The sequence below is a fragment of the Streptomyces sp. WAC 06738 genome, assembly GCF_003945505.1.
GTDB lineage: Bacteria > Actinomycetota > Actinomycetes > Streptomycetales > Streptomycetaceae > Streptomyces.
In genome coordinates, this window is record NZ_CP029618.1 from 5,504,483 (window position 1) to 5,529,325 (window position 24,843).

A 24,843-nucleotide genomic window follows, 5' to 3' on the forward strand; every position below is an offset into this window, starting at 1 on the left:
AGCGCATCCCGCGTCCCTCGCGCCCGCCGGCAGCCGTGGAACCCCGGTTGTCGGCGGGCGCCGCTACGCTCGCTGGAATGCCGGCCCGTATCACCCACCCCGATCAGCTCAAGGAGCTCCTCGGGATCCCCTTCACCGCCGAGCAGACGGCGTGCATCACCGCACCGCCCGCCCCGCAGGTCATCGTGGCGGGTGCGGGGTCCGGCAAGACGACGGTGATGGCGGCCCGGGTCGTGTGGCTGGTCGGTACGGGGCAGGTGGCACCGGAGCAGGTGCTGGGGCTGACGTTCACCAACAAGGCGGCGGCGGAGCTGGCGGAGCGGGTGCGCCGGGCGCTGGCGCAGGCGGGGGTCACGCCGGCGGGCGGTGCGGACGAGGCCTACGGCGACGGCGCGTACGGCGACGGGGTGCCGGGCGACGGCGCCGCGGAGCCCGGCGAGCCGCGGATCTCCACGTACCACGCCTTCGCCGGCCAACTGCTCAAGGACCACGGCCTGCGCATCGGCCTCGAACCCGGCGCCCGCCTCCTCGCCGACGCCACCCGCTACCAGCTCGCCGCCCGCGTCCTGCGCAGCGCCCCCGGCCCGTACCCCGCGCTGACGAAGTCCCTCCCGACGCTCGTCAGCGAACTCCTCGCGCTCGACGCCGAGCTGGCGGAACACCTCGTGGATCCGGACGCGCTGGCGGACTTCGGCGCCGCGCAGCTCGCCGCTCTCGACCGGGTCCGGCTCACCAACGACGAGCTGCGCAAGGCCCCCAGGGCCGCGCAGGCCCGGCTGGAGCTGCTCGACCTCGTACGGGCCTACCGGCGCGAGAAGCGCCGCCGCGACCTCCTCGACTTCGGCGACCAGATCGCCCACTCCGCGCTGCTCGCCGAGGACCACCCGGCGGTCGGGCGGCTGCTGCGCGAGGAGTGCCGGGTCGTGCTGCTGGACGAGTACCAGGACACCTCCGTCGCCCAGCGGCGGCTGCTGGCCGGGCTCTTCGGCGGCGGTACGGGGCATGCGGTGACCGCCGTCGGCGACCCCTGCCAGGCGATCTACGGCTGGCGCGGCGCCTCCGTCGCCAACCTCGACGACTTCCCCGCCCACTTCCCGCACGCCGACGGCACCCCCGCGCGCCGCCAGGCGCTCGGCGAGAACCGCCGCAGCGGCGGGCGCCTCCTCGAACTCGCCAACGGCCTCGCCGCCCCCCTGCGCGCCCGCCACGTCGGCGTGGAGGCGCTGCGCCCGGCCCCGGGCGCGGAGCGGCACGGCACGGTGCGCTGCGCGCTGCTGCCGACGTACGGCGCGGAGCTGGAGTGGCTGGCGGACTCGGTGGCGCATCTGGTGCGGACGGGCACGGCCCCCGGCGACGTCGCCGTCCTGTGCCGCACCGCGGGCGACTTCGGCGACATCCAGGCGGCGCTGGTCGCCCGGGACGTCCCCGTGGAGGTCGTCGGGCTCGCCGGCCTGCTGGACCTGCCGGAGGTCGCGGACCTGGTGGCGATGTGCGAGGTGCTCCAGGACCCGACGGCCAACGCCGCGCTCGTCCGCCTGCTGACCGGCCCGCGGTGGCGCATCGGCCCCCGCGACCTGGCGCTGCTGGGGCGCCGCGCGCGGCTGCTGGTGGCCACGGCGCGTACGGACGGCGGACAGGACGCCGACGAGCGGCTGGCGCAGGCCGTGGAGGGCGTCGACCCGGCGGAGGTGGCGTCGCTCGCCGACGCGCTGGACACGTTCCTGGAGGCCCGGCAGCCCGACGACGGGCTGCCGTTCGGAGCGGCGGCGCGGAAGCGGTTCGGCCGGCTGGCGGCGGAGCTGCGGGACCTGCGGCGGTCGCTGGCGGATCCGCTGATGGACGTGCTGCACCGGGTGCTCGCGGTGACGGGCCTGGAGGTCGAGCTGTCCGCGTCGCCGCACGCGCTGGCGGCGCGGCGGCGCGAGACGCTGGCGCGCTTCCTCGACGTCGCCGCCGACTACGCCTCGTCCGCCGCCCTCGACGGCGAGGCGACGCTGCTGGCGTTCCTGGGCTTCCTGCGGACCGCGGCGCAGTACGAGAAGGGGCTCGACAGCTCGCTGCCGGGCGACGGGCGGGACACGGTCAAGGTGCTCACGGCGCACAAGGCGAAGGGCCTGGAGTGGGACGTCGTGGTGGTGCCGGGACTGGTGGAGAAGCACTTCCCGAGCCGGCAGCCGCGCGAGTCGTGGACCACGCAGGGCAAGGTGCTGCCGCACGCGCTGCGGGGCGACGCACAGACGCTGCCGGACGTGGCGGAGTGGACGGCGCGGGGGCTGAAGGACTTCAAGGCGGCGATGCGGGAGCACCAGGAGGTGGAGGAGCTGCGCCTCGGGTACGTCACGGTGACGCGCCCCCGGTCGCTGCTCCTGGGCTCCGGGCACTGGTGGGGTCCGACACAGAAGGAGGCGCGGGGCCCGTCGGCGTTCCTGCACGCGCTGCGGGAGCACTGCGAGCGCGGCGGCGGCGAGGTCGAGGAGTGGGCCCCGGAGCCCCCGGAGGAGACGGAGAACCCGGCCCTGGCGGAGCACGCCGCGGAGCGCGCGTGGCCGCTCCCGCTCGCCCCGGCGGCGACGGCCCGCCGCCGCGAGGCCGCGGCGGCGGTGGAGGCGGCTCTGGCCCGCCGGGCGGCGGCGGACGGGCACGCTCCCGGCACCGGCCCCGACGGCGCAAGGGCCCACCCCCTCGGGCCCGCCGACGTGCGGGTCGTCGAGTCCTGGGACCGGGACCTCGACGCCCTCGAAGCGGAGCTGCTCGCCGCCCGCCGGCCCGTACGGGAGGTCACCCTGCCCGCCTCCCTCACCGCCTCGCAGCTCCTCCGGCTCGCCGCCGACGCCGAGGCGTTCACACAGGAGCTGGCCCGGCCCATGCCCCGGCCGCCGATGCCCGCGGCGCGGCGCGGGACGCGGTTCCACGCCTGGGTCGAGTCGCGGTTCGAGGCGCTGCCGCTGCCCATGCTCGGCCCCGACGAGCTGCCCGGTGGCGAGGAGGACGCGCCGCAGATCGCCGACGAGCGCGATCTGGCCGCCCTCAAGGAGTCCTTCGAGCGGTCCCCGTACGCCCGGCGCACGCCGTACCGCCTGGAGGCGCCCTTCCAGCTCAGCCTCGCCGGGCGCATGGTCCGCGGCCGTATCGACGCCGTCTACCGGGACCCCGGCGGCGGCTACGAGATCGTCGACTGGAAGACCGGCCGCAGCGGCAGCGCCGACCCCCTCCAGCTCGCCGTCTACCGGCTCGCCTGGGCCGAGCAGGAGCGGCTGCCGCTCGCCGACGTGACCGCCGCCTTCCTCTACGTACGCACCGGGGAGATCGTGCGTCCGGCCACACTGCCGGGAAGAGCGGAGCTTGAGGCCCTGCTGTCCGGCCGGACGGATTAGGCTCGGGGGCATGAGCACCACCCCCGGCAGCGTCGCCGACCCTTCGGCGTGCGTGCGGGACGAGCGCGCGGGGGCCGTGTGCGGCGCGGCGGAAGGGGAGCAGCAGTGACCACGGGCATCGAGCGGGCGGCCTCCCGGCCTATCTCCTTCACGGCGGACAGCGGCGTCGACCGCGCCGCCCACCACCGCATCGACGAGGCGTGGCTGGCCGCTGCCTGGAGCCACCCGACGACCCGGGTCTTCGTGGTCTGCGAGGGCCAGGTGCTCATCGACGACACCCCCGACGGCGGCACGGCGCTGGTCACGACCCCCGCCTTCGAGGCCCCGCCGACCGAGCAGCACCGCTACTTCCTCGGCACCGACGCCCTCGGCGTGCGCTACTTCGCGCTGCAGAAGGACTCGCTGCCCGGCCGCATGGACGACACCGCGCGCCCCGCGGGGCTGCGCGAGGCGGGGCTGCTGCTCTCGGAGCAGGACGCCGGGCTGATGGTCCACGCCGTCGCGCTGGAGAACTGGCAGCGGCTGCACCGCTTCTGCTCGCGCTGCGGCGAGCGCACGGTCATCGCCGCCGCGGGCCACATCCGCCGCTGCCCGGCGTGCGGCGCGGAGCACTACCCGCGGACGGACCCCGCCGTGATCATGGCCGTGACGGACCCGGAGGACCGGATCCTGCTGGGCCGCCAGGTGCACTGGCCGGAGGGGCGCTTCTCGACGCTCGCCGGCTTCGTCGAGCCCGGCGAGTCGCTGGAGCACGCGGTGCGGCGGGAGGTCTTCGAGGAGGCGGGGGTGGTGGTCGGCGACGTGGAGTACGTGGCCAGCCAGCCGTGGCCGTTCCCCTCGAGCCTCATGGTGGGCTTCCTCGCGCGGGCGGCGGACGCCAAGGGCGCGGAGATCCGGGTGGACGGCGAGGAACTGCACGAGGCGCGCTGGTTCTCCCGCGAGGAACTGGGCGCGGCCTACGAGTCCGGCGAGGTGCTGCCGCCGTACGGCATCTCGATCGCGGGGCGGCTGATCGAGCTCTGGTACGGCTCGGACCTGCCGCGGCGGCCGGGCTGACGGCCGCCGCTGCGGGTCCCGCGGGCGCTGCCGGGCGCCGGGCTCCCCGCCCGGCGCCCGCGGCCGCGGTCAGGCGCCGAGGGCGGCCTTGACCTGGGCCAGCGAGGGGTTCGGCATGGCGACGGACTCGCCGCCCTGCCGCGGCACCACGACGACGGTCGGCACGAGCTGATTGCCGTTGTTCACGCTCTCGACGTAGGCGGCGGAGTCCGGGTCCTGCTCGATGTTGATCTCCTCGAACGGGATGCCCTCGCGGTCCATCTGGCTCTTCAGCCGACGGCAGTAGCCGCACCAGGTGGTGCTGTACATCGTGACGGTGCCCGCCATGTCGCTGCGCTCCTTTGGGGGTCGGCCGGGTCGCGGCGTGATCTGTTCCGGAAGGTGAACGTACCCGGGGACGCCGCCATTCCCGTAGTCCCGGCCGCCATCTGTGGATAACCGGGCCCTCAACAGGGGCCTGTGGACAACCGGCACACCGGTCCCGGCGGACCTGGCAGCATGGCGGGGTGACAGCAGCACCGCAGCCCCCGTCGTCCTCGCAGCCCTCCCTCTCCCCGGAGCCCACGGAGTTCCCCGCCGTCCCGGGCTCGGCGGACGCGGTGCTGGCGGGGCTCGACCCGGAGCAGCGCGAGGTGGCGACGGCGCTGCGCGGCCCGGTGTGCGTGCTGGCCGGTGCGGGCACGGGCAAGACCCGCGCGATCACCCACCGCATCGCGTACGGGGTGCGGGCAGGCGTGCTCCAGCCGGCCAGCGTGCTGGCCGTGACGTTCACGAACCGGGCGGCCGGCGAGATGCGCGGCCGGCTGCGCCAGCTCGGCGCCCCGGGCGTGCAGGCGCGGACGTTCCACTCCGCCGCCCTGCGGCAGTTGCAGTACTTCTGGCCGCGCGCCGTCGGCGGCGAGCTGCCGCGGCTGCTGGAGCGCAAGGTCCAGTTGGTGGCGGAGGCCGCGGCGCGCACCCGCGTCCGCCTCGATCGCAACGAGCTGCGGGACGTCACCGGCGAGCTGGAGTGGGCGAAGGTCACCCAGACCGCCCCCGAGGACTATGCCGCGGCGCTCGCCAAGACCGGCCGCGACGCCCCGCGTGACCCGGCCGAGATCACCGGGATCTACCGGGGGTACGAGCAGTTGAAGCGCGACCGCGGCGTCATCGACTTCGAGGACGTGCTGCTGCTCACCGTGGGCGTGCTCCAGGACCGCCCGGACATCGCCGAGCAGGTGCACCGGCAGTATCAGCACTTCGTCGTCGACGAGTACCAGGACGTCAGCCCCCTCCAGCAGCGGCTCCTCGAACTGTGGCTCGGCGGCCGGGACGACCTCTGCGTCGTCGGCGACGCGAGCCAGACGATCTACTCCTTCACCGGCGCCACCCCCGACCACCTGCTGGACTTCCGCACCCGGCACCCGGACGCCACCGTCGTGAAGCTCGTCAGGGACTACCGCTCCACGCCCCAGGTCGTCCACCTGGCCAACGGCGTGCTCTCCCAGGCCACGGGACGGGCCGCCGCAGCCCGGCTGGAGCTGGTCGCGCAGCGCGACGCCGGCCCGGAGCCGGCCTTCGCGGAGTACGCGGACGAGCCGGCCGAGGCCGAGGGCACCGCCCGGCACATCCGCCGGCTCATCGACGCGGGCGTGGCGCCCAGTTCCATCGCCGTGCTCTACCGGATCAACGCCCAGTCGGAGGTCTACGAGCAGGCGCTCGCCGACCGCTCCGTGCCGTACCAGATGCGGGGCGCCGAGCGGTTCTTCGAGCGGCCCGAGGTGCGCGAGGCGGGGGTCAAGCTGCGCGGGGCGGCCGTGGCCGGCAAGAACGACGCGATGCTGGACGAGGCCGGCCGGGACGGCGACCTGGCCGCGCAGGTGCGGGCCGTGCTGGGGACGATGGGCTGGTCCCCGGAGGCGCCGGCCGGCTCGGGCGCGGCGCGGGACCGCTGGGAGTCGCTGGCCGCGCTGGTGCGGCTGGCCGAGGACTTCGCGCGGGCCCGGCCGGGAGCGGCGCTGGGGGATCTGGTCGAGGAGCTGGCGGAGCGCGCGGCGGCGCAGCACGCGCCGACGGTCGAGGGTGTGACGCTCGCCTCACTGCACGCCGCGAAGGGCCTGGAGTGGGACGCGGTGTTCCTCGTGGGGCTCACCGAGGGCATGCTGCCGATCACGTACGCCAAGACGCCCGAGCAGATCGAGGAGGAGCGCCGGCTGCTCTACGTCGGCATCACCCGGGCCCGGGTGCACCTGTCGCTGTCCTGGGCGCTGTCCCGCTCGCCGGGCGGGCGGGCCTCGCGGGGCCCGAGCCGCTTCCTCACCGGGCTGCGGCCGGGCTCGGGGCGCGGGGGCGGCGCCGGGACGGTGCCGCAGGGCGGCGTGGAGCGCGGCGGTGCGGAGCGGGGCGCGGCGGCCCGGCGCCGGCGCCGTGGACCGGTGCGCTGCCGGGTCTGCGGGCGGACGCTGACGGACGCCGGCGAGATCAAGCTGATGCGCTGCGAGGACTGCCCCTCGGACATGGACGAGGGGCTGTACGAGCGGCTGCGCGACTGGCGCGCGGTCCAGGCGCAGCGACTGGGGCAGCCCGCGTACTGCGTCTTCACCGACAAGACCCTGATCGCCATCGCCGAGGCCGCGCCGGTCAACGAGCAGGAGCTGTCGGTCATTTCGGGTGTGGGCAAGCGCAAACTCGACCGATACGGCACCGATGTCCTGGATCTCTGTGCCGGCCGGGAGCCCTCGGGCGAGCCTGCCGGGGAGCCCTGACGGGACCCGGCGAAAAAAGTCCCCGAAAAATGGTTTGCGATCGCCGGGAGTAGCCTCATAGCCTTCCGGCACGGAAGAACAGCTCTTCACGGAGCCGGTGATTCCGTGTTGTACTAGGAGACCTTGGACCGGCTCGCCGGTCCGACGAGACCAGAGAGGAGGAGAACCCCATGATCAGCATCACGAAACTTGACGGTCGTGCTGCCGACGGTCGCGAGGTCGTCTCCTCCTGCCTGCTCGCCCTCTCCAAGTTCCAGGTCCCCGCCACCGGTGTGTCCGGTGTCCGTGGCGGTCTGGGTGTCCGTGACGAGCGACCGACCAAGGCACTCCTGGTAGCAGCGGCGCAGGCTCCGGCCTATGCGGCGGCGGCAGCGGGTGCCGACCTCCAGCAGGAGTGGGCCAATGGCGCCTTCGCAGGCGGCATTGCGGCCACGACGCACATGCGGGCCTTCCGCGGGCCTGATCCCTGGAAAGAACCATCTTGATCGACTCGATCGAGACGGCACCTTCCAGGGCCGCGGAACCCGAACCGGGATCCGCGGCCCTTTTGATTTGCCCAACGCAGAAGTTGATCAAGACGACGAGCAAGGACGGAATCGTGTCCCTCCCCGTGCACACCCCGCACAGGCCCACGCCCGACCCCGTGCCCGGCACCACCGACCTGGAGGTCCCCTTGACTACCCAGCTCACCGCTCTCACCGAGCTCGACGAGCGCATCGACGCGCTCGGCGACCTCGTACCCTGCCGCAGCTACGACCCCGAAGTGTTCTTCGCGGAGACTCCGGCGGACGTCGAGTACGCCAAGTCCCTCTGCCAGACCTGTCCCGTCCGTGAGGCATGCCTCGCGGGTGCGAAGGAGCGCCGCGAGCCCTGGGGCGTCTGGGGCGGCGAGCTCTTCGTCCAGGGCGTGGTGGTGCCGCGCAAGCGGCCGCGTGGGCGTCCGCGGAAGAACCCGGTCGTGGCATGAACGCCCACGGCACGATCGACCGTCCACGCGCACACGCACCGGCAGAGCAGGAAACGACGATGAGCCCGTCCACCGACTACCCCGCAGCACGTCACGAAGCAGGCGCCTACGACGAGCGCCAGAACAGGAACCTTCAGATGCAACTCATGCCAGAAGCCCTTGCCCGGGCCCAGTATCGGGACCGGGTAGAGGCCGCCGAGCAGGAACGCAGGGCCCTGCGCCTCATCGCCGCCCGGCGGATGCAGCGCCGGGCCGAGCGCGCGCACATGCGCGCCCGGCGCGCGCTGGCCATGGCGGTCATGCAGTAACGGCCGCGGGCCGGGCCCGGGTCGCGGCCGGCCGGCGGCGACCACGGCTCCGGCCGCCGGCGGCCGGCCCGGTCAGGCGGTCGCCGTCGCCGGGTCCTCCGTCGCCGAACCCTCGTGGGGGTCGTCCTCCGGACGGCCCCCTTCGGCGTACTCGGCGAAGCCCGGCAGCCACTCCGTCAGCTCCTCGCGCATCCGCACCTGCGCACCGAGCTGGCAGAGCACCCCGATGGTGCTGAGCGTCACCCGGTGTATGAGCAGATACGACGGCGGCAGGTTGAGCTGCCGGCCCAACTGGTGCGCGGGGTTGCGGGGATCGGCGATGCGGGCCGCCTGCGTCCGCATCCACTCGCGGCTGAAGGCGAACTCCGCGACCGCGGCCGGCTCGATGATCGGCAGCAGGTAGTCGATCACCGCTTCCGGGTCGAGATCGACGTCCGGCTTCACGAACCCCTGCTCGCGCAGCAGCTCGTAGACCTCGTCCGCCTCGCCTTCGAGCGTCATCCCGAGTGCGATGCCGATCTCCTCCGGCAGTCCGCCCGGCAGCCGGTCCACCGTGCCGAAGTCCATCACCCCGAGCCGCCACTCCTCCGGCTCGCCCTCCTTCACCAGCCGGAAGTTGCCCGGGTGCGGATCCGCGTGCAGCAGGCCCGTGCGCGCCGTACCGGCGAAGAGGAACCGCGCCAGCAACTGGCCCACCCGGTCGCGCTCCGCCCGCGAGCCGTTCGCTATCAGCTCCGAGACCGGCACCCCGTCCAGCCACTCGGTGACCAGCACCTGCTCCGCCTGGTGCACCACGTCCGGCACCAGCACATCCGGGTCGTCCGCGAACTCCTCCGCGTACGCGCTCTGGGCCTGGGCCTCCAGCCCGTAGTCCAGCTCCTCCGACACCCGGTCCCGCAGCTCCTGGATGAGCGGCTTGATGTCCAGCCCCGGCACCAGCGGCCCCAACAGCCGGGCGAAGCGGCCCAACTGCGCCAGGTCGGAGAGCAGCGCCTTGCCCGCGCCCGGATACTGCACCTTGACCGCCACCTCGCGGCCGTCGTGCCACACCGCCCGGTGCACCTGCCCGATCGACGCCGCCGCCGCGGGCGTGTCCTCGAACTCCAGGAAGAGATCGCGCCAGTCCGGGCCCAGCCGCTCCGCCAGCGCACCGTGCACCGTACGCACCGGCATCGGCGGCGCCGCCTCCTGCAGCTTGGTGAGGGCCGCGCGATACGGCCCCGCGATCTCCTCCGGCAGCGCGGACTCGAAGACGGACAGCGCCTGCCCGAACTTCATCGCCCCGCCCTTCAGCTCCCCGAGCGTCTTGAACAACTGCTCGGCGGTGCGCTGCTGGAGCTCCCGGGCGACCAGCTCCGCCGGCCGGCCGCCGAGCCGCTTGCCGAGCCCCCAGGTGGCCCGCCCGGCGAAGCCCACCGGCAGCGAGGCCAACCTGGCCGTACGCGTGATCGCCTTGCGCGGAAGGTCAGACATGGGCCACTCCCGTATCCCGGTCAGCGGCTGCCGCCGCACCGCACCCGCACCTCGGGTGTGGATCGAGCTTCGTCAACTCCCAGGCCAGGCCCGGCAGCGCGAACTCCAGCCGGGCCCCTGTACAGACCGGCAGCCGCCCGTCGAGAAAAGTCAGCGCGTGGGCCGCCGTCAGCCCTGCCACCATTGTCGCCAACGCCACATCGCACGCGGCGACCCCCTCCCGATCACCTCCGGTCCGCCACTGGGCGAGCATCCGCGGCCACTCCGGCTCCGCCTCCGTCCGGGCCGCCGCGAGGCAGCCCGCGCACGCGGAACCACCCGGCAGCACGAGCGGTCCCACCACCCCCGTGCCCTCCAGCACCCCCGCGTACACGTACGGAATGCCCGCTTCGCGGTACCGCCGCGCGACCTCCGGATCCGGCGCGTACGCCGCCAGCCCGTCCCGCGGCGCCAGCACCACGAGCGACACCGCGCCGCCCGGGCGCCCGCCCCGCGCCGCCGGCCACGGCCCGGCCCGCCGCACCGCGCCCAGGGCCGCGTCACCGCGCCGCCGGCCGACGTCCCCCGCACCCACACCGCCCGGCGCCACGTCCCACGGCTCGACGCAGCCGCCGTCGACCACCTCCACCCCGCCGACGCCCGCGGCGGAGAGCAGCGCCGCCACCGAAGCCCCCACCCGCCCGGCACCGCGCACCACCACCCGCAGCCCCCGCCGCGCCCCCAGCCGCGCCTCCGCGGCCCCGGGCTCGGGGTGCACCACGGACAGCGATGCCTGGTCCGCCCGCAACCGCGCCGGTATCACCCCGCCCCGCCGCCGGGCCCCGGGCGGCGGCACCCGGCCGGCCCGGGAAGCGGACGCCGGAGAGCCGGACGACGGCGGGCGATCCCGCGGCAGCACGACCGCCGGTGCGGCGTGCGCCGCCGGCGGACCGGCGTCCGGGGAACGGTGGATGTGACGTGGACGGCCCGTGGAGGCCGGGTGGTCGTCCCGGGGAGTTCCCGTGTCATTCGGCGGGGGCGGACCGTCGTCGATCAGCCCGGCCCGCGTCAATCGGGCGACCAGCGTGTCGACCGACCGGGGGGAGAGGCCGAACCTGTGTGCCTCGCGGCGCAGCGCGTCCAGTCCGCGCGTGCCGTCCAGCCTGCGCAGGAACAGCCCCGTCGCCGAGTCGACCGGATGGATCGACACCGCATGTGCCCTGGTCACGCCCATCTGCATGGTGTGCCTGCCGCGCCAGCTCCGCCGCAGCGCCGGCTTGATCATCGGATGCATCGCGCCCCCCTCGTTCCTGCGACACTCTGCCAGCAGCCCGCCCCACTGCGTCATGAGTTATCCACAGGTGCCGGAAAAAGTATTACGAATTGGCCGCGACCTCCGCGGCGGCGCCGCACGCCTGCTCCCGGCCGGGACTTTCTCCGCCCTGACCAGGTAACGTCATGCCGTGCCCGCTGACCCAGAGCACATCCCGGGACGGCCGAAACCGTCGAGAGCGGTCGAGGTCAGACGCAGCACGCGCAGGCGCAGGACCGTTTCCGCATATCGCGAGGGCGACCGCACCGTCGTGCTGATCCCCGCCCGTATGAGCGAGGCGGAGGAGCAGCGCTGGGTCACGGTCATGCTCGACAAGCTGCAGGCCCAGGAGAACCGGCGGATGCCGGGCGACGCCGAGCTGGCCGACCGGGCCCAGCGGCTGTCCGCGCAGTACCTCGAAGGACGGGCCCGGCCCAGCAGCGTGCGCTGGGTCACCAACCAGAACACCCGCTGGGGCTCCTGCACCCCCGCCGAGGGCACGATCCGCCTCTCGCACCGGCTGAAGGGCATGCCGGAGTACGTCATCGACTACGTGCTGATCCACGAGCTGGCCCACCTGCTCGTGCCGGGACACGGCCCCCGCTTCTGGGACCTCGTCGGCGCCTACCCCCGCACCGAGCGGGCCCGCGGCTACCTGGAGGGCGTCGTCGCCGGCGAGAGCCTGCCGTTCATCCCGCGCCCCACACCGACCACCCCGCCCGCCGGGGACTAACCGGCCCGGCCCTCAGCCCGCAGCTCCCCGGCCCTCGGCCCTCCGCTCCCGGGCCACGCCGTCAGGCCAGCCGCGCCCGGGTGCGTTCCATCAGCAGCGCCACCGACTCGTCGGCGACGCCGGCCACCGCGTCGTACCCGTACCAGCGCAGATCCAGCGACTCCTCGCTGATCGCCGGCACCGCCCCCTCGGGGGCCAGCGCCACGTACTGCACGTCCAGGTGCCAGGCGCACGGCGTGTGGTGCAGGTCGAGGCCCACGGGGCCGCCGGGCAGCAGCGTGAGTCCCGCCACGCCCGACTCCTCGTGCGCCTCCCGCAGCGCCGCCGCGGCCAGCGTCACGTCCTCCGGCTCGCAGTGGCCGCCCGTCTGCAGCCACATGTTCAGCTTGCGGTGGAGGGTCAGCAGCACCCGCTCGCGCGCCGTGTCGACGATCAGCGCGCTGGCCGTCATATGCCCGTCCGCGCACGGCTTCCACATCCCGTCGGGATGCGCCGCCAGGAACTCCAGATACCTGAGGCGGAGCGCCTCCTGATCGCCGTCAGGCGCGCTCCACTCCTTCAGTACGCGCTCGGCGTCGTCCCTCAGCGTCACTTGCCCCCGTCGCCCTTGCCGTCGCCCCTGCCGCCGTCCTGCCCGTCCGGGCCGCCCTTCTCGTCCGGCGCGTCCTTCCCGCCGGAGTCACCGGATTCGGCGTCGCCCCCCGAGCCCAGCAGCTTCTCCAGCTCCGAGAAGTCCGCCTGCTCGCTGTGCACGAACCCGTCCGGGTCGTCCAGGTCGCCCGCGGTCGGCAGCATGTCGGGGTGCGCCCAGAGCGCGTCCCGCCCGTCGACCCCGCGCGCGTCCGCCAGCGACGCCCACAGCCGCGAGGCGTCCCGCAGCCGCCGCGGCCGCAGCTCCAGGCCGATGAGCGTCGCGAACGTCTGCTCCGCGGGACCGCCCGTGGCGCGCCTGCGGCGCAGCGCCTCGCGCAGCGAGTTCAGCGACGGGGCGTCCAGGTGCGGCTCCGCGGCCGCGTGCACGACCGCGTCCACCCAGCCCTCGACCAGCGCGAGCGCCGTCTCCAGCCGGGCCAGCGCCGCCTTCTGCTCCGGCGTGTCCTCCGGCTGGAACATGCCCTGCTGCAGCGCCTCCTGCAACTGCTCGGGCCGCTCGATGTCGACCTGGCCGACCAGGTCCTCCAGCTTGGACGTGTCGACCTTGATGCCGCGCGCGTAGCCCTCGACGGCGCCGAAGAGGTGCGAGCGCAGCCACGGCACGTGCGCGAAGAGCCGCTGGTGCGCCGCCTCGCGCAGCGCCAGGTACAGCCGGACCTCGTCCTGCGGTACGCCCAGGCCCTCGCTGAACCGCTTGATGTTCACCGGCAGCAGCGCCGCCTTGCCCGCGGGGCCGAGCGGCAGCCCGATGTCGGTGGAGCCGACGACCTCGCCGGCCAGCACCCCCACCGCGTGCCCGATCTGGGTACCGAACATGGCTCCACCCATCGAGCGCATCATGCCGATGAGCGGGCCGGCCATGGCCTGCATCTCCTCCGGCAGCACACCGCCCATCGCGGCGCCCACGCGCTCGGCGACCGGGTCGACCAGCTCCTTCCACACCGGAAGCGTCGCCTCGACCCACTCCGCGCGGCTCCAGGCCAGCGCGGCGCCCGAGCCGGAGGGCAGCGACGTCGCGCCGTCCAGCCACAGGTCGGCGAGGCGTACGGACTCCTCGACCGCCTTGCGCTCGGCGTCCCCGACGCTGGCGTCCTTGGACTCGTCGGCAGCGCCCTGGGCGACGGTCTGCCGGGCGATGTCCTTGGCCATGTCCCAGTTGACCGGCCCGCCCTCGTAGCTCAGCATCTGGCCGAGCTGCTGGAAGGCCGCGCCCAGGTCCTGCGGGCCCATGGCGCCGCCCTGGCCGCCGAGGGAGCCGAAGATGGCCGCGAACGGGTTCTGCGGGTCGCTCCCGGCGCCCCCGAAGCCGAACGGGTCCCGGCCGCTCCGGTCGCCGTCCCCCTTGCGGGCACCCTTGTCGTCGCCCTCGCCGTCGTCGTCCGGCTCCTTCGGGGGGCCGAATCCGAATGGGGTGTCACTCACGGTTTCCTCGGCTCATCGGGCCGCCTGCACCGGGCCGGCGGCGTACGCCCTCCACTACCTCCACCCTATGCCGCTTCGTATGCCTGCACGATGTCCTGGCGCCCGCCGCCACCGCCGCGGGTGCGGCTGGGGCAGGATGGATGGAACTACTGCACACAACCACTGGAGCCGCTCGGTGAGTTCCCCGGAACCGAACGTTCGCGCAGCGCGAAAGGCCGCCGATGGGGGCGCGGCCGACGAGCCCGCCCCGGGCGCGTGGCGCCCCGTCGTCGCCGTGACCGGGGCGGCGGCCGGCATCGGCGCCCTTGTCACGGAGCGGCTGGCGGCCTCCGACGAGGTCAAGCAGGTCGTCGCCATCGACGAGCGCCGCGGCGAGCTGCCCGAGGCCCATTGGCACGTGCTGGACGTGCGGGACCCCGCGATCGCCGACAAGCTGCGGGGCACGGACGTCGTCGTGCACCTCGCCCTCGACCTGGACCTGGAGACCGACGCCACCGCCCGGACGGCGTACAACGTACGCGGTACGCAGACGGTGCTCACCGCCGCCGCCGCGGCGGGCGTGCGCCGGGTCGTCCTGTGCACCTCCGCCATGGTCTACGGGGCGCTGCCCGACAACCCCGTCCCGCTCGCCGAGGACGCCGAGCTGCGCGCCACCGAGGAGGCCACCGGCGTCGGCGACCTGCTGGAGATGGAGCGTCTGGGCCGCCGCGCGCCCCGCGCGCACCCCGGGCTCAACGTCACGGTCGTGCGCCCTGCGGCCGTCGTCGGCGGCGTCGACACCCCGCTGACCAGGTACTTCGAGTCGCCCCGGCTGCTGGTCGTCAAGGGCACCCGGCCGTGCTGGCAGTTCTGCCACATCGACGATCTGGCCGCCGCGCTGGAGTTCGCGGCGCTGGAGAAGGCCGAGGGGGAGCTGGCGGTCGGCTGCGACGGCTGGCTGGAGCAGGAGGAGGTCGAGGAGCTGACCGGCATCCGGCGCATGGAGCTGCCGTCCGCCGTCGCGCTCGGCGCCGCCTCCCGGCTGCACCGCCTCGGGCTCACCCCGTCGCCGGCCGGTGACCTGGCGTACACGATGTACCCGTGGGTCGTCAGCGGCAGCAGGCTGCACGACGCGGGCTGGCGCCCGCAGCACACCAACGAGGAGGTCCTCGCCGAGCTGCTGGCGGAGGTCTCCGGCCGGCACACCGTCGCGGGCCGCCGGCTGGGCCGCAAGGACGCCGCCGCGGCGGGCGCCGCGGGCGCGGCCGGGGCGACGGTCGCGCTGCTGGGCACGGCCGCGGTCGTGCGCCGGGTGCGCAAGGCACGGCGCGGCAAGATCTGAGCCGGCGCGGCGGCGGAGCGTCGCGTACGGACCGCGCCCCGGCCCGTACGGGCGCCGGCCGCCGACCGCCGCGCGGGGGCGCGCCGGCGGTCCCGTGCGGCAGGATGGACGGATGGCAGACACCCCGCAGCACCCGGGCGAGCAGGCCGCAGCGGACCCCGTACGGCTCGTCGCGATCCGTGAGGAGCCGCTCTCGCTCGACGAGGTCTTCGCCGCCGTGGGCGACCCCGCCGCGGGCGGCACGGCGCTCTTCGTCGGCACGGTCCGTGACCACGACCGGCAGGCGGCGTCCGAGCGCGTCCAGGACGTGACCGCGCTCGGGTACTCGTCCCATCCGACCGCCGAGGCCGAGATGCGCCGGATCGCGGAGAAGGTCGCGGCCGGCTATCCGGTGCGGGCGCTGGCCGCCGTCCACCGCGTGGGGGAACTGGCCGTGGGAGATCTCGCCGTCGTCGTCGCCGTCTCCTGCCCGCACCGCGGGGAGGCGTTCGACGCCTGCCGCAGCCTGGTCGACACCCTGAAGCGCGAAGTTCCCATCTGGAAACACCAGAAGTTCACGGACGGGACGGAGGAATGGGTAGGCGCTGGCTGAGGTTGTCGAGTTGCGTAACTTTCGGGCCCGCGTGAGCGTTGGCTTAACGGAAAGACCTCACGTCAGCTAGGAGCACGGGATGGCAGCGATAGCCTGGTTGGTCATACCCCTCGCATCGGCCGGGGGAGCCGCGATATGGGCAAGCTGGGCAACGCGCACCCGCAAGGTGGGCGACAGCACGGAGCTCGCGGGGTACGCCCGCTTCCGGGAAGCCATGGAGCGTAGCCACTCCCGTTCCGGGGCCGCTTGAGCGTCCCGTACTGTCGTTCTATGCCACGCCGCACGGCGACGCTGCTCGCCTCCACCGTGACGCTGCTCGCCATCCTCGTCGCCGGGGTCTTCATCCCCGTTCCGTACGCAGAGATGTCGCCCGGGCCCACGGTGAACACCCTCGGGGACCACGACGGCGAGCCCGTCCTGCAGATAGAGGACCGCAAGACGTATCCGACGAGCGGCAACCTCAACATGACGACGGTCCGCGTCACCGGCGCCGACTACAAGATGAACCTCGTCGAGGCGGTCTACGGCTGGCTCTCGCCCGACGACGCGGTGGTGCCGCACGAGTCGCTGTACCCCGACGACAGCACCGCCGAGGAAGTCGACCAGCAGAACGCCGAGCAGTTCACCGCCTCGCAGGAGAGCGCCAAGGTCGCCGCGCTCGACGAGTTGGGCATCCCCTTCACCACGCGCGTGATCGTGGCCTCCGTGGTAGCGGGCGGCGCCGCGCAGGGCACCCTGCACGCCGGTGACGTGATCAAGGCCGTCGACGGCGAGCCCGTCGACGGGCCGAGCGATGTGGTCAAGCTGGTCACCAGCCGCAAGCCGGGGGAGAAGGTCACGTTCCGCATCGTCCCCGCGGACAAGGCGGAGAAGGCAGAGAAGAACGGCGAGGACCCCCGCAAGCTGCCGGGTGAGGAAATCACCGTCACCACCAGGGAGTCCGACCAGGAGCCCGGCAAGGCCATGGTGGGCATCACGGCGGGCACCGCGCACACCTTCCCGTTCGAGATCGACATCAAGCTCGCCGACGTCGGCGGCCCCAGCGCGGGGCTGATGTTCGCGCTCGGCATCGTCGACAAGCTCACCAAGGGCGACCTCACGGGCGGCGAGTTCGTCGCCGGCACCGGCACGATCGACACCGAGAGCCGGGTCGGGCCGATCGGCGGCATCCACATGAAGACCGTCGGCGCCCGCGACCAGGGTGCGAAGTTCTTCCTCACGCCCGCGGCGAACTGCGCCACTGCCGCGCGGGACGTCCCCGACGGGCTCACGCTCATCGAGATCCGGACGATGTCCGACGCGATGGACGCGCTGAAGGACATCCGCGACGGCAATCTGGACCAGCTCGACGAGTGCAAGGAGTAGTTGGGCGCGTACGGAGCGCGCGGAACGGGCGACGGCCGGCCGCCCCGGAGGAGGCGGCCGGCCGTCACGGCGGGGTCAGTCGAACGTCGCCGCCAGCGCCCGGGCGAGCCCCGGCACCAGATCCGGCCCCGTGAGCACCTCCGTGGGCGCGTCCTTGGAGCGCAGCCGCACCGCGGCCTCCCGGCTGCCGTCGCGCAGTACGCCGACCGTCATCCGGACCTCCTCGCGCCGCGGATGCCCGGCGACCCACGCGGCGAGCCCCTCCTCGTCGAGATCGTCCGGGACTTCGGCCTCCGCCGCCGGCGGGAGCATCAGCCGCTCGACCGTGAGCGCGCAGCCACCGACCGCGTCGGGCCAGGCGATGGTGCCGAGGAACTCGTCGAGCGGCTGCCCGGTGGGCAGTTCCTGCTGCTCGATCGGCGTGTACGAGACCTGCGCGGCCGGCCCCGCGGCGGACTCGGCGGCGGGGCCGTCGCCGGCGCCCTGACCTGCGTCGAGGTTCAGCCGCTCGGCGAGGTCCGGCTCCTGCGCGCGCAGCCGCGCGGTGTCGACGAGGGCGAAGAGCCGGGGCGGCCGGTCCCAGCCGAAACCGGCCGCGTACTCGTCAAGCTCCAGGACCGCGCGAGTCAGCGGGTCGGCTGCCAGGGGTGGACCGCCGGTGGGAGAGTTGGACATGTTTGCAATCCTGCCTCATCGGTCTCTGCCACCCCCGGCGGGAACTGAGTAAAGCTTTAGTAAGTTGCCACATTGGGCCCCTGTGCCGCGGGGGCCGTATGACATGACGTTCACGTCTCGATCGAGGTGCCACCTTGGCTTTCCAGATGCCGGACCGCGGCGGGGGCCCCACCGGGCCACGGATCAGTGTGGGCAGGCCGTCCCGGCGAGTACGAACACTGCTGATGACCCTGGGTGCGCTCGCCATCCTGGGGATCATCTTCGTCATGTTCGCCGGCTTCTGGACGGACTGGCTCTGGTATCGCTCCGTCGGTTATTCGTCGGTCTTCACCACCCGGTTGTGGACCAAGGTGGGGCTGTTCTTCGTCTTCGGCCTGCTGATGGCGTTCGCCGTGGGCTTCAACATCTGGCTGGCCCACCGGCTCAGGCCGCCGCTCAGCGCGATGTCGCTGGAGCAGGAGAGCCTCGACCGTTACCGGATGAACCTGGCGCCGTACAAGAAGTGGGTGCTGCTCGGCATCGCCACGCTGGTGGGCCTCATCGCCGGCGCCTCCGCGACCGGGCAGTGGCGCACCTGGCTGCTCTGGGTCAACGGCCAGTCGTTCGGCGAGAAGGACCCCCAGTTCCACAAGGACATCTCCTTCTTCGCCTTCGATCTGCCGTGGTACCGCTTCCTGCTCGGCTTCGGCTTCGCCGCGATCGTGCTCTGCACGATCGCCGCCGCGCTGACGCACTACCTCTACGGCGGCCTGCGGATCTCCAGCCCCGGCGCGCGGGCCACCTCCGCCGCGACCGGTCATCTCGCCGTGCTGCTGGGCACCTTCGTGGCGCTCAAGGCGGTGGCGTACTGGTTCGACCGCTACAGCCTGGCGACCAAGACCAGCGGCCTGAAGACCACCGACGGCTGGACCGGTCTGCGCTACGTCGACGCGAACGCCTATCTGCCGGCGAAAACGATCCTCTTCGTCATCGCGATCATCTGCGCGGTGCTCTTCTTCGCCACGCTGTGGCGGCGTACGTGGCAACTGCCGCTCATCGGCCTCGGCCTCATGGTCCTCTCGGCGATCCTGATCGGCGGGCTGTACCCGGCGATCGTGCAGAAGTTCCAGGTGCAGCCGAACGAGCAGGCCAAGGAGACGCCGTTCATCAAGAAGAACATCGAGGCGACGCGCAAGGCGTACGACATCGACGGTTCCCAGGTGACGGAGTACTCGGGCCAGGCGCCCAAGGACACCACCAACGAGCAGTTGCGCAGCGCCGTCGACAGCACGGCGAGCGTCCGGCTGCTCGACCCGAGCGTGGTCTCGCCGACGTACCAGCAGCAACAGCAGGTCCGCGGTTACTACCAGTTCCCGGGCACGCTGGACGTCGACCGGTACGAGGACGAGGACGGCAACTCGCAGGACACCGTCGTCGGTCTCCGTGAGATCAACGTGAACGGCATCCCGGAGAAGGGCTGGATCAACAGTCACTTCCGGTACACGCACGGTTACGGCGTCGTCGCGGCGAAGGGCACCGAGGTCACCGACGACGGCGACCCGGCGTACACGGAGAAGAACCTGCCGCCCGAGGGCGAGCTCGGCGACTACGAGCCGCGCATCTACTACGGCGAGCAGACCCGCGACTACTCGATCGTGGGCGGCCCGCAGGACGAGGTCGACTACGCCGACGACTCCGGCGAGAAGACGTACCGCTACAAGGGCGACAGCGGCGTCGACCTGTCCAACCCGATCAACAGGGCCGCGTACGCGCTGACGTTCAGCGAGCCGCAGATCATGTACTCCGGTGCGATCGGCGAGGGCTCGCAGATCATCTACAACCGCACCCCGAAGGAGCGGGTGGAGGCCGTCGCGCCCTGGCTGACGATCGACGGCGACCCGTATCCGGCGGTGGTCGACGGGCGCATCACCTGGATCGTCGACGCCTACACCACCAGCAACGGCTATCCGTACTCGACCAGGACCACCCTGGGCGACACGACGGCCGACTCGCTGACGGACGACCAGCGTTCGGTGATCGCGCAGCAGAACCAGGTCAACTACATCCGCAACTCGGTGAAGGCCACCGTCGACGCCTACGACGGCAGCGTGGACCTCTACGAGTGGGACACCGAGGACCCCGTCCTCAAGACCTGGATGAAGGCGTTCCCCGACACGGTCAAGCCGCGTGCGGAGATCAGCGACGCGCTCATGGACCACCTGCGCTACCCGCAGGACCTCTTCAAGGTCCAGCGCGAGCTGCTGACGCAGTACCACGTCACCAGCCCCAAGCAGTTCTACTCCGGCAGTGAGCAGTGGGAGATCCCGGACGACCCGACCACCAAGGTCGAGAGTTCGGTGCCGCCCTACTACCTCAGCATGAAGATGCCGGACCAGGACTCGCGGTCGTTCTCGCTGACGACCACGTTCACGCCACGCAACCGCAACAACCTGGGCGCGTACATGGCCGTGGGCGCGGACGCGCGCACCGACGACTTCGGCCAGATCAGAATCCTGAAGCTGCCGCCCAACAGTCCCGTGCCGGGACCGAAGCTCGTGCAGTCCAGATTCAACTCCAACGCCGCGATCGCCGACCAGATCAACATCCTTCAGAGAGGCGATTCGGAAGTCATCTACGGCAACCTGCTGACGGTGCCGTTGGAGGGCGGACTGATCTACATCGAGCCGGTGTACGTGCAAGGCACCGGCACCGGCTACCCGTTGCTGCGCAAGGTGCTGGTCACGTACGGCGACCAGACGGCCTTCGAGGACACGCTGCCCAAGGCGCTGAACGTCGTCTTCGGGGTGGAGGAAGCGACACCACCCGAGGACACGGGCGAGGAGCCGCCACCGGAGGAGGAACCGCCGGCCGGCGGCAGCCTCCAGGATGCCGTGGAGGACGCCCAGAAGGCCTACGAGGACGGTCAGCAGGCGCTCCAGGACCAGGACTGGGAGGCGTACGGCAAGGCCCAGGACGACCTGGAGGAGGCGCTCCAGCGGATCGAGGACGCCGAGCAGCAGGCCGGCGCGAACGGCGACGGAGCCGGTGAGGGAGCCGGCGACGGCGGAGCCGACGGAGCCGGTGACGGCGGAGGCGGCAGCGATGCCGGTGATGCCGGTGACGGCGGCGGCAGCGGGGCCTAGGCCCTCCGGGGCCGCCGTGGCCCGCCGGACGTGACGTCCGGCGGGCCACGGGCCGCGAGGACGGGCGGCGTTGGGGCCCCCGGCAGCGTGATAGCCTTACGGCACACGACGCGGGGTGGAGCAGCTCGGTAGCTCGCTGGGCTCATAACCCAGAGGTCGCAGGTTCAAATCCTGTCCCCGCTACGCGAGATCGAGGCCCGGAGTCCATCGGACTCCGGGCCTCGACGTGTTCCTGCCGCGTGATCCGTGTGCACCGTGGGGGCGGTGTGGTGAGGGGGACGGATGCGTCGTGTGTGTGTTTCCGAGGTCATTGTTTTGAGGGGTGTCGGCGTGACAAGGTTTGTTCAGTCGTTGTGTCGGGAAGTCGACAAACCGCTGAAGTGACCTTCCTGGCTGCGGTATACCAGGTGTACGCGGGTTGCAGGTGGTGCGACGATGGACCTCATGGGGGACGAGGCAAGGGTGTTGGACGCCCGTAAGACAGGGGGCACCGGCGGGCAGGAGCGCAAGGCTCCCGCCGCCGGTGAGTCGAGTGCTGCGCGCGGCCCGGATCCGGCCGTGGCGCAGCTCAGCGCGGAGGGCGCCGCCCTGCTGCGCAAGGGGGACCTCGACGGCGCGGAGCCGGTGCTGCGCGCGGCGACCGCCGAGGGCGACCGCGCCGCGGCGAACAACCTGGGCGTGCTGCTCTACCAGCGCGGCCAGGTGCACGAGGCGGCCGGCTGGTGGCGCATCGCCGCGGTCGGCGGCTCGCCCGCCGCCGCGCACGCGCTGGGGCGCTACTACCGGGAGAACGGCGACGAGCCCGGCGCCGAGTACTGGCTGCGCCAGTCCGCCGAGGCCGGCCACGCGCTGGGCGCGTACGCCCTCGCCGACCTGCTGGAGCACCGCAGCGACGTGGGCGCGGAGCGCTGGTTCCGGATCGCCGCCGACAAGGGGCACCGCGAGGCGGCGTACCGTCTCGCGCGCATCCTGGACACCGGCACCCGGGCCGGGTCCGGCAGCGGCGTCGAGACCGGTACGCGGCTGACGCCCCCGGCGGCGCCGGGCGCGGTGAGCCTCGTCCGCGACGGGCCGGGGGCCGGCGACGACCCGGTCGCCGAGGCCGAGCAGTGGTACCGGCAGGCCGCCGCGCGCGGGCACGTGCGCGCCGCGCTGCACCTCGGCACGCTCCTGGAGGAGCGCGGCGAGTCGCAGGAGGCCGGCCGGTGGTACGTGATCTCCGCGCGGGGCGGCGAGCCGCGCGCGGCCTGCGCGCTGGGCTTTCTGCTGCGCGACGCCGGGGACGACGCCAGCGCGGCCGTGTGGTGGCGCCAGGCGGCCAAGGACGGCGACGGCAACGCGGCGAACGCGCTCGGCGCGCTCTACGCCGACCGCGGCGAGCCGCAGGAGGCGGAGCGGTGGTACCGGGCCGCGCTCGGTGCGGGCGACGTCAACGGTGCGTACAACCTGGCGCTGCTGTGCGCCGGGGAGAACCGGGTCGAGCAGGCCGAGCAGTGGTACCGGCAGGCCGCGTACACGGGTCACTGCGAGGCGGCCAACGCGCTGGCCGTGCTGCTGCTGCAGCGCGGCGACGCCGCGGGCGCCGAGCCGTGGTTCTCGAAGGCCGCGGAGGCGGGCAGCGTCGACGCGGCGTTCAACCTCGGGATCATCCACGCGGGCCGGGACGACGAGACGGGCGCGCGGCAGTGGTACGAGCGCGCCGCGTCGGCCGGGCACGTGGAGGCCGCGCTGCAGGTCGGCATCGCGCTGCTGCGCGAGGGCGAGGAGAAGGACGCCGAGCACCGCCTGCGGACGGCCGCCGAGGGCGGCAGCGCCGAGGGCGCGTTCCGGCTGGCGGCGCTGCTGGACGACCGGCGGCCCGGGCCCGGAGCGGGGCCGGACGCCGCGGGCTCGCGCGGTGCGCGGGCGTGGGGCGGCGCGGGTGCCGCGGGTACGGCCGGCGACGCGGGCGGCTCGGACGCCGACGCCGCCGAGTGCGAGCGGTGGTACGAGCAGGCCGCGCGGCAGGGGCACCGGCGTGCCCAGGTGCGGCTGGGCATGCGCGCGGCCGCCCGGGGCGACACGGAGGCCGCGGGCCGGTGGTACCGGGCCGCGGCGGAGGCCGGCAGCCGCAACGGCGCGTTCAACCTGGGCCTGCTGCTGGCCCGGGAGGGCAGCGTGCCGGAGGCGGCGATCTGGTGGCGCCGGGCCGCGGAGCACGGCCACGGCCGCGCGGCGCTGCGGCTGGCGCTGCTGGCGGCCCGGCGGGGCGACCTGCCGGAGAGCCAGCACTGGTCGTCGCGCGCGGTGGAGCTGGGCCCCGCGGAGGTCGCGGAGCGCGCCGCCCGGCTGCGGGACGCGCTCGCGCAGGAGCTGACCGCCTGAGGGAACGGCCCGGGCGGTCCCCGGCCGCCGCCGGGAGGCGCGTGACGGCGCGGGCCGGCCCGGCAGGGCTTCGTACGGCCGGAAGCGGCCGGTGGCACACAGCCGCCGGCCGCTTCCGCGTGGTGTTCGCCCGCGCATAGACAACGACGGAGGCCCGGACCATGTGGTCCGGGCCTCCGTCAGTGGTAGCGGGGACAGGATTTGAACCTGCGACCTCTGGGTTATGAGCCCAGCGAGCTACCGAGCTGCTCCACCCCGCGTCGGTGAAACCAACACTACCCCTGGCCCATCGACCAGTGCAAATTGCTAAGCGCTGCGCTCCGCGCAGTCCGGGCAGACGCCGCGATACGTGACCTCCGCGCCGGAGACCCGGAAGCCGAAGCGCTCGGCCTCGGGCAGCGTCGACAGCAGATCGCCCTCCGGGCGTACGTCGCGGATCGAGCCGCAGCGGCTGCAGACCAGGTGCTGGTGCGCACTGTGGGCGTTCGGGTCGTACCGCTTGGCGCGGCCGTCCGTGCTGACCTCGAGCACTTCACCGAGGGCGACCAGCTCGCCCAGCGTGTTGTAGACGGTCGCCCGGGAGATCTCCGGGAGCCGGGCGGTGGCACGCGCCAGTACTTCGTCGGCCGTGTAGTGCACGTGGTCGCCGTCCAGGACCTCGGCCACGACTCGCCGCTGTGCGGTGAGCCGGAAGCCACGGCCGCGCAGTCGCTCCAGGAGGTCGCTCATGCATTCAGGGTAGCAGCGCACCGCTCTATGGCCAGAACCCATACGAACTTCATGGGGATCTTGACTTGGACTATGTCTAATGTAGGCTCGCTGCCAGACTGCGGCGATCGGTTCCGGGTTCGCGCTCCAGGCCCTGCGCGGGCGCGGACCGGTTGCCGTGCACGGACAGAGGGGTCGGGATGCCGGTCGGGCTCCCGGCCCCTCTGACGCGTCGGGCGTGCTACGCGAGGGCTGTCTCGCGGCGCTCCGATGCCTGCCGCGCGGGGGTCCAGCAGCGGATGATGTCGCGTACCGACACGACGCCCACCGGCTCCGCGTCGTCGAGGACGATCAGATGGCGGAAGCTGCCGTGCGTCATGGCGTCGGCGGCGTCGTCGAGGGTCCAGCCGGGTGCGGCGAAGACGACGTCCGTGGTCGTGTGGTCGTCGGCTTTCTCGGTGTCCGGGTCCTGGCCCGCGCCGACGGAGTTGAGGATGTCGCGCTCGGTCAGGATGCCGAGCCCGCTGGTGTCGGGGTCGAAGACGATCGCCGCGCCGACGCGCCGCGCCGACATCAGCCGGGCGGCCTGGCGGAGTGTGTGTGCGGGGCCGATGGTGAGGACCACCGTGCTCATGGCGTCGCGGACGAGCATGGGGTGGAGCCACCTCCTAGGC

At 73.4% G+C, this 24,843-nt stretch carries 20 protein-coding genes and 2 tRNA genes; 13 read left to right on the forward strand and 9 right to left on the reverse strand.

The window, feature by feature from the left end; translation table 11 throughout:
* The first annotated feature begins 77 nt into the window (after nt 1-77).
* Both DMB38_RS24435 and nudC read left to right on the forward strand, forming a co-directional pair.
* Complete coding sequence (locus DMB38_RS24435) at nt 78-3,374, forward strand: ATP-dependent DNA helicase (RefSeq protein WP_125936958.1); 3,297 nt, start codon at nt 78-80, stop codon at nt 3,372-3,374.
* A gap of 105 nt (nt 3,375-3,479) precedes the next feature.
* A complete protein-coding gene (gene nudC / locus DMB38_RS24440; RefSeq protein ID WP_125936959.1) occupies nt 3,480-4,430 on the forward strand; it encodes an NAD(+) diphosphatase in 951 nt (316 codons plus the stop codon).
* Between the two features lie 69 nt (nt 4,431-4,499).
* Here the strand turns inward: nudC and DMB38_RS24445 are convergent, their stop codons facing one another.
* Nucleotides 4,500-4,757 (reverse strand): mycoredoxin, encoded by a 258-nt coding sequence (locus DMB38_RS24445; RefSeq protein WP_101421709.1) that lies wholly within the window; start codon nt 4,755-4,757, stop codon nt 4,500-4,502.
* A gap of 179 nt (nt 4,758-4,936) precedes the next feature.
* Between DMB38_RS24445 and DMB38_RS24450 the strand changes: the two genes are divergently transcribed.
* The 4 genes from DMB38_RS24450 to DMB38_RS24465 all read left to right on the forward strand — a co-directional run bounded on the left by DMB38_RS24450 (nt 4,937) and on the right by DMB38_RS24465 (nt 8,449).
* Complete coding sequence (locus DMB38_RS24450) at nt 4,937-7,174, forward strand: ATP-dependent DNA helicase UvrD2 (protein ID WP_346429518.1); 2,238 nt, start codon at nt 4,937-4,939, stop codon at nt 7,172-7,174.
* A gap of 170 nt (nt 7,175-7,344) precedes the next feature.
* Nucleotides 7,345-7,659, forward strand: a complete 315-nt coding sequence (locus DMB38_RS24455) for a hypothetical protein (RefSeq protein ID WP_125936960.1) — start codon at nt 7,345-7,347, stop codon at nt 7,657-7,659.
* A 158-nt stretch (nt 7,660-7,817) separates the two neighbouring features.
* Nucleotides 7,818-8,141: a WhiB family transcriptional regulator gene (locus DMB38_RS24460; RefSeq protein ID WP_276314995.1), complete on the forward strand. Its 324-nt coding sequence runs from the start codon at nt 7,818-7,820 to the stop codon at nt 8,139-8,141.
* On the forward strand, nt 8,138-8,449 hold the full coding sequence (locus tag DMB38_RS24465; RefSeq protein WP_164716094.1) for a hypothetical protein: 312 nt from the start codon (nt 8,138-8,140) through the stop codon (nt 8,447-8,449). The genes DMB38_RS24460 and DMB38_RS24465 overlap by 4 nt, the downstream gene beginning before the upstream one ends.
* 72 nt (nt 8,450-8,521) lie before the next feature.
* Here the strand turns inward: DMB38_RS24465 and DMB38_RS24470 are convergent, their stop codons facing one another.
* Together DMB38_RS24470 and DMB38_RS24475 are read right to left on the reverse strand one after the other, a co-directional pair.
* The gene (locus tag DMB38_RS24470) at nt 8,522-9,922 is read right to left on the reverse strand and encodes an AarF/UbiB family protein (RefSeq protein WP_125936961.1); all 1,401 of its coding nucleotides are present in this window, start codon (nt 9,920-9,922) and stop codon (nt 8,522-8,524) included.
* Nucleotides 9,915-11,195 carry a ThiF family adenylyltransferase gene (locus DMB38_RS24475; protein WP_125936962.1) on the reverse strand — a complete coding sequence of 427 codons (1,281 nt, stop codon included), beginning with the start codon at nt 11,193-11,195 and terminating at the stop codon, nt 9,915-9,917. Before DMB38_RS24475 ends, DMB38_RS24470 begins: the two co-directional genes overlap by 8 nt.
* A gap of 169 nt (nt 11,196-11,364) precedes the next feature.
* Here DMB38_RS24475 and DMB38_RS24480 point away from each other — a divergent pair, with 169 nt between their 5' ends.
* Nucleotides 11,365-11,946, forward strand: a complete 582-nt coding sequence (locus DMB38_RS24480) for a M48 family metallopeptidase (protein WP_240662445.1) — start codon at nt 11,365-11,367, stop codon at nt 11,944-11,946.
* Between the two features lie 61 nt (nt 11,947-12,007).
* Here the strand turns inward: DMB38_RS24480 and DMB38_RS24485 are convergent, their stop codons facing one another.
* Entirely contained in the window at nt 12,008-12,538 is a 531-nt protein-coding gene (locus DMB38_RS24485; protein WP_125936964.1) for an NUDIX hydrolase, read from the reverse strand.
* Nucleotides 12,535-14,022 carry a zinc-dependent metalloprotease gene (locus tag DMB38_RS24490; RefSeq protein WP_125936965.1) on the reverse strand — a complete coding sequence of 496 codons (1,488 nt, stop codon included), beginning with the start codon at nt 14,020-14,022 and terminating at the stop codon, nt 12,535-12,537. Before DMB38_RS24490 ends, DMB38_RS24485 begins: the two co-directional genes overlap by 4 nt.
* 175 nt (nt 14,023-14,197) lie before the next feature.
* Between DMB38_RS24490 and DMB38_RS24495 the strand changes: the two genes are divergently transcribed.
* The 3 genes from DMB38_RS24495 to DMB38_RS24505 all read left to right on the forward strand — a co-directional run bounded on the left by DMB38_RS24495 (nt 14,198) and on the right by DMB38_RS24505 (nt 17,300).
* Complete coding sequence (locus DMB38_RS24495) at nt 14,198-15,343, forward strand: SDR family oxidoreductase (protein WP_047017937.1); 1,146 nt, start codon at nt 14,198-14,200, stop codon at nt 15,341-15,343.
* Nucleotides 15,344-15,455: 112 nt separating this feature from the next.
* Nucleotides 15,456-15,935 carry a molybdenum cofactor biosynthesis protein MoaE gene (locus DMB38_RS24500; protein ID WP_125936966.1) on the forward strand — a complete coding sequence of 160 codons (480 nt, stop codon included), beginning with the start codon at nt 15,456-15,458 and terminating at the stop codon, nt 15,933-15,935.
* 270 nt (nt 15,936-16,205) lie between these two features.
* Nucleotides 16,206-17,300: a PDZ domain-containing protein gene (locus tag DMB38_RS24505; protein ID WP_125936967.1), complete on the forward strand. Its 1,095-nt coding sequence runs from the start codon at nt 16,206-16,208 to the stop codon at nt 17,298-17,300.
* 75 nt (nt 17,301-17,375) lie between these two features.
* Here the strand turns inward: DMB38_RS24505 and DMB38_RS24510 are convergent, their stop codons facing one another.
* Entirely contained in the window at nt 17,376-17,975 is a 600-nt protein-coding gene (locus DMB38_RS24510; protein WP_125936968.1) for a PPA1309 family protein, read from the reverse strand.
* A 146-nt stretch (nt 17,976-18,121) separates the two neighbouring features.
* Here DMB38_RS24510 and DMB38_RS24515 point away from each other — a divergent pair, with 146 nt between their 5' ends.
* The 3 genes from DMB38_RS24515 (at nt 18,122) to DMB38_RS24525 (ending at nt 23,461) form a co-directional block, all read left to right on the forward strand.
* A complete protein-coding gene (locus tag DMB38_RS24515) occupies nt 18,122-21,097 on the forward strand; it encodes a UPF0182 family protein (protein ID WP_206337839.1) in 2,976 nt (991 codons plus the stop codon).
* 109 nt (nt 21,098-21,206) lie between these two features.
* Nucleotides 21,207-21,280, forward strand: a tRNA-Met gene (locus DMB38_RS24520).
* 375 nt (nt 21,281-21,655) lie between these two features.
* On the forward strand, nt 21,656-23,461 hold the full coding sequence (locus DMB38_RS24525) for a tetratricopeptide repeat protein (RefSeq protein ID WP_125939243.1): 1,806 nt from the start codon (nt 21,656-21,658) through the stop codon (nt 23,459-23,461).
* Nucleotides 23,462-23,644: 183 nt separating this feature from the next.
* On the opposite strand, the gene DMB38_RS24530 is transcribed toward DMB38_RS24525, so the two are convergent.
* From DMB38_RS24530 to DMB38_RS24540, 3 genes are all read right to left on the reverse strand, one after another.
* A tRNA-Met gene (locus tag DMB38_RS24530) sits at nt 23,645-23,721 on the reverse strand.
* A 46-nt stretch (nt 23,722-23,767) separates the two neighbouring features.
* Nucleotides 23,768-24,190, reverse strand: a complete 423-nt coding sequence (locus DMB38_RS24535; protein WP_047017943.1) for a Fur family transcriptional regulator — start codon at nt 24,188-24,190, stop codon at nt 23,768-23,770.
* Between the two features lie 220 nt (nt 24,191-24,410).
* Entirely contained in the window at nt 24,411-24,821 is a 411-nt protein-coding gene (locus DMB38_RS24540) for a CBS domain-containing protein (RefSeq protein ID WP_125936970.1), read from the reverse strand.
* Nucleotides 24,822-24,843: the final 22 nt, after the last annotated feature.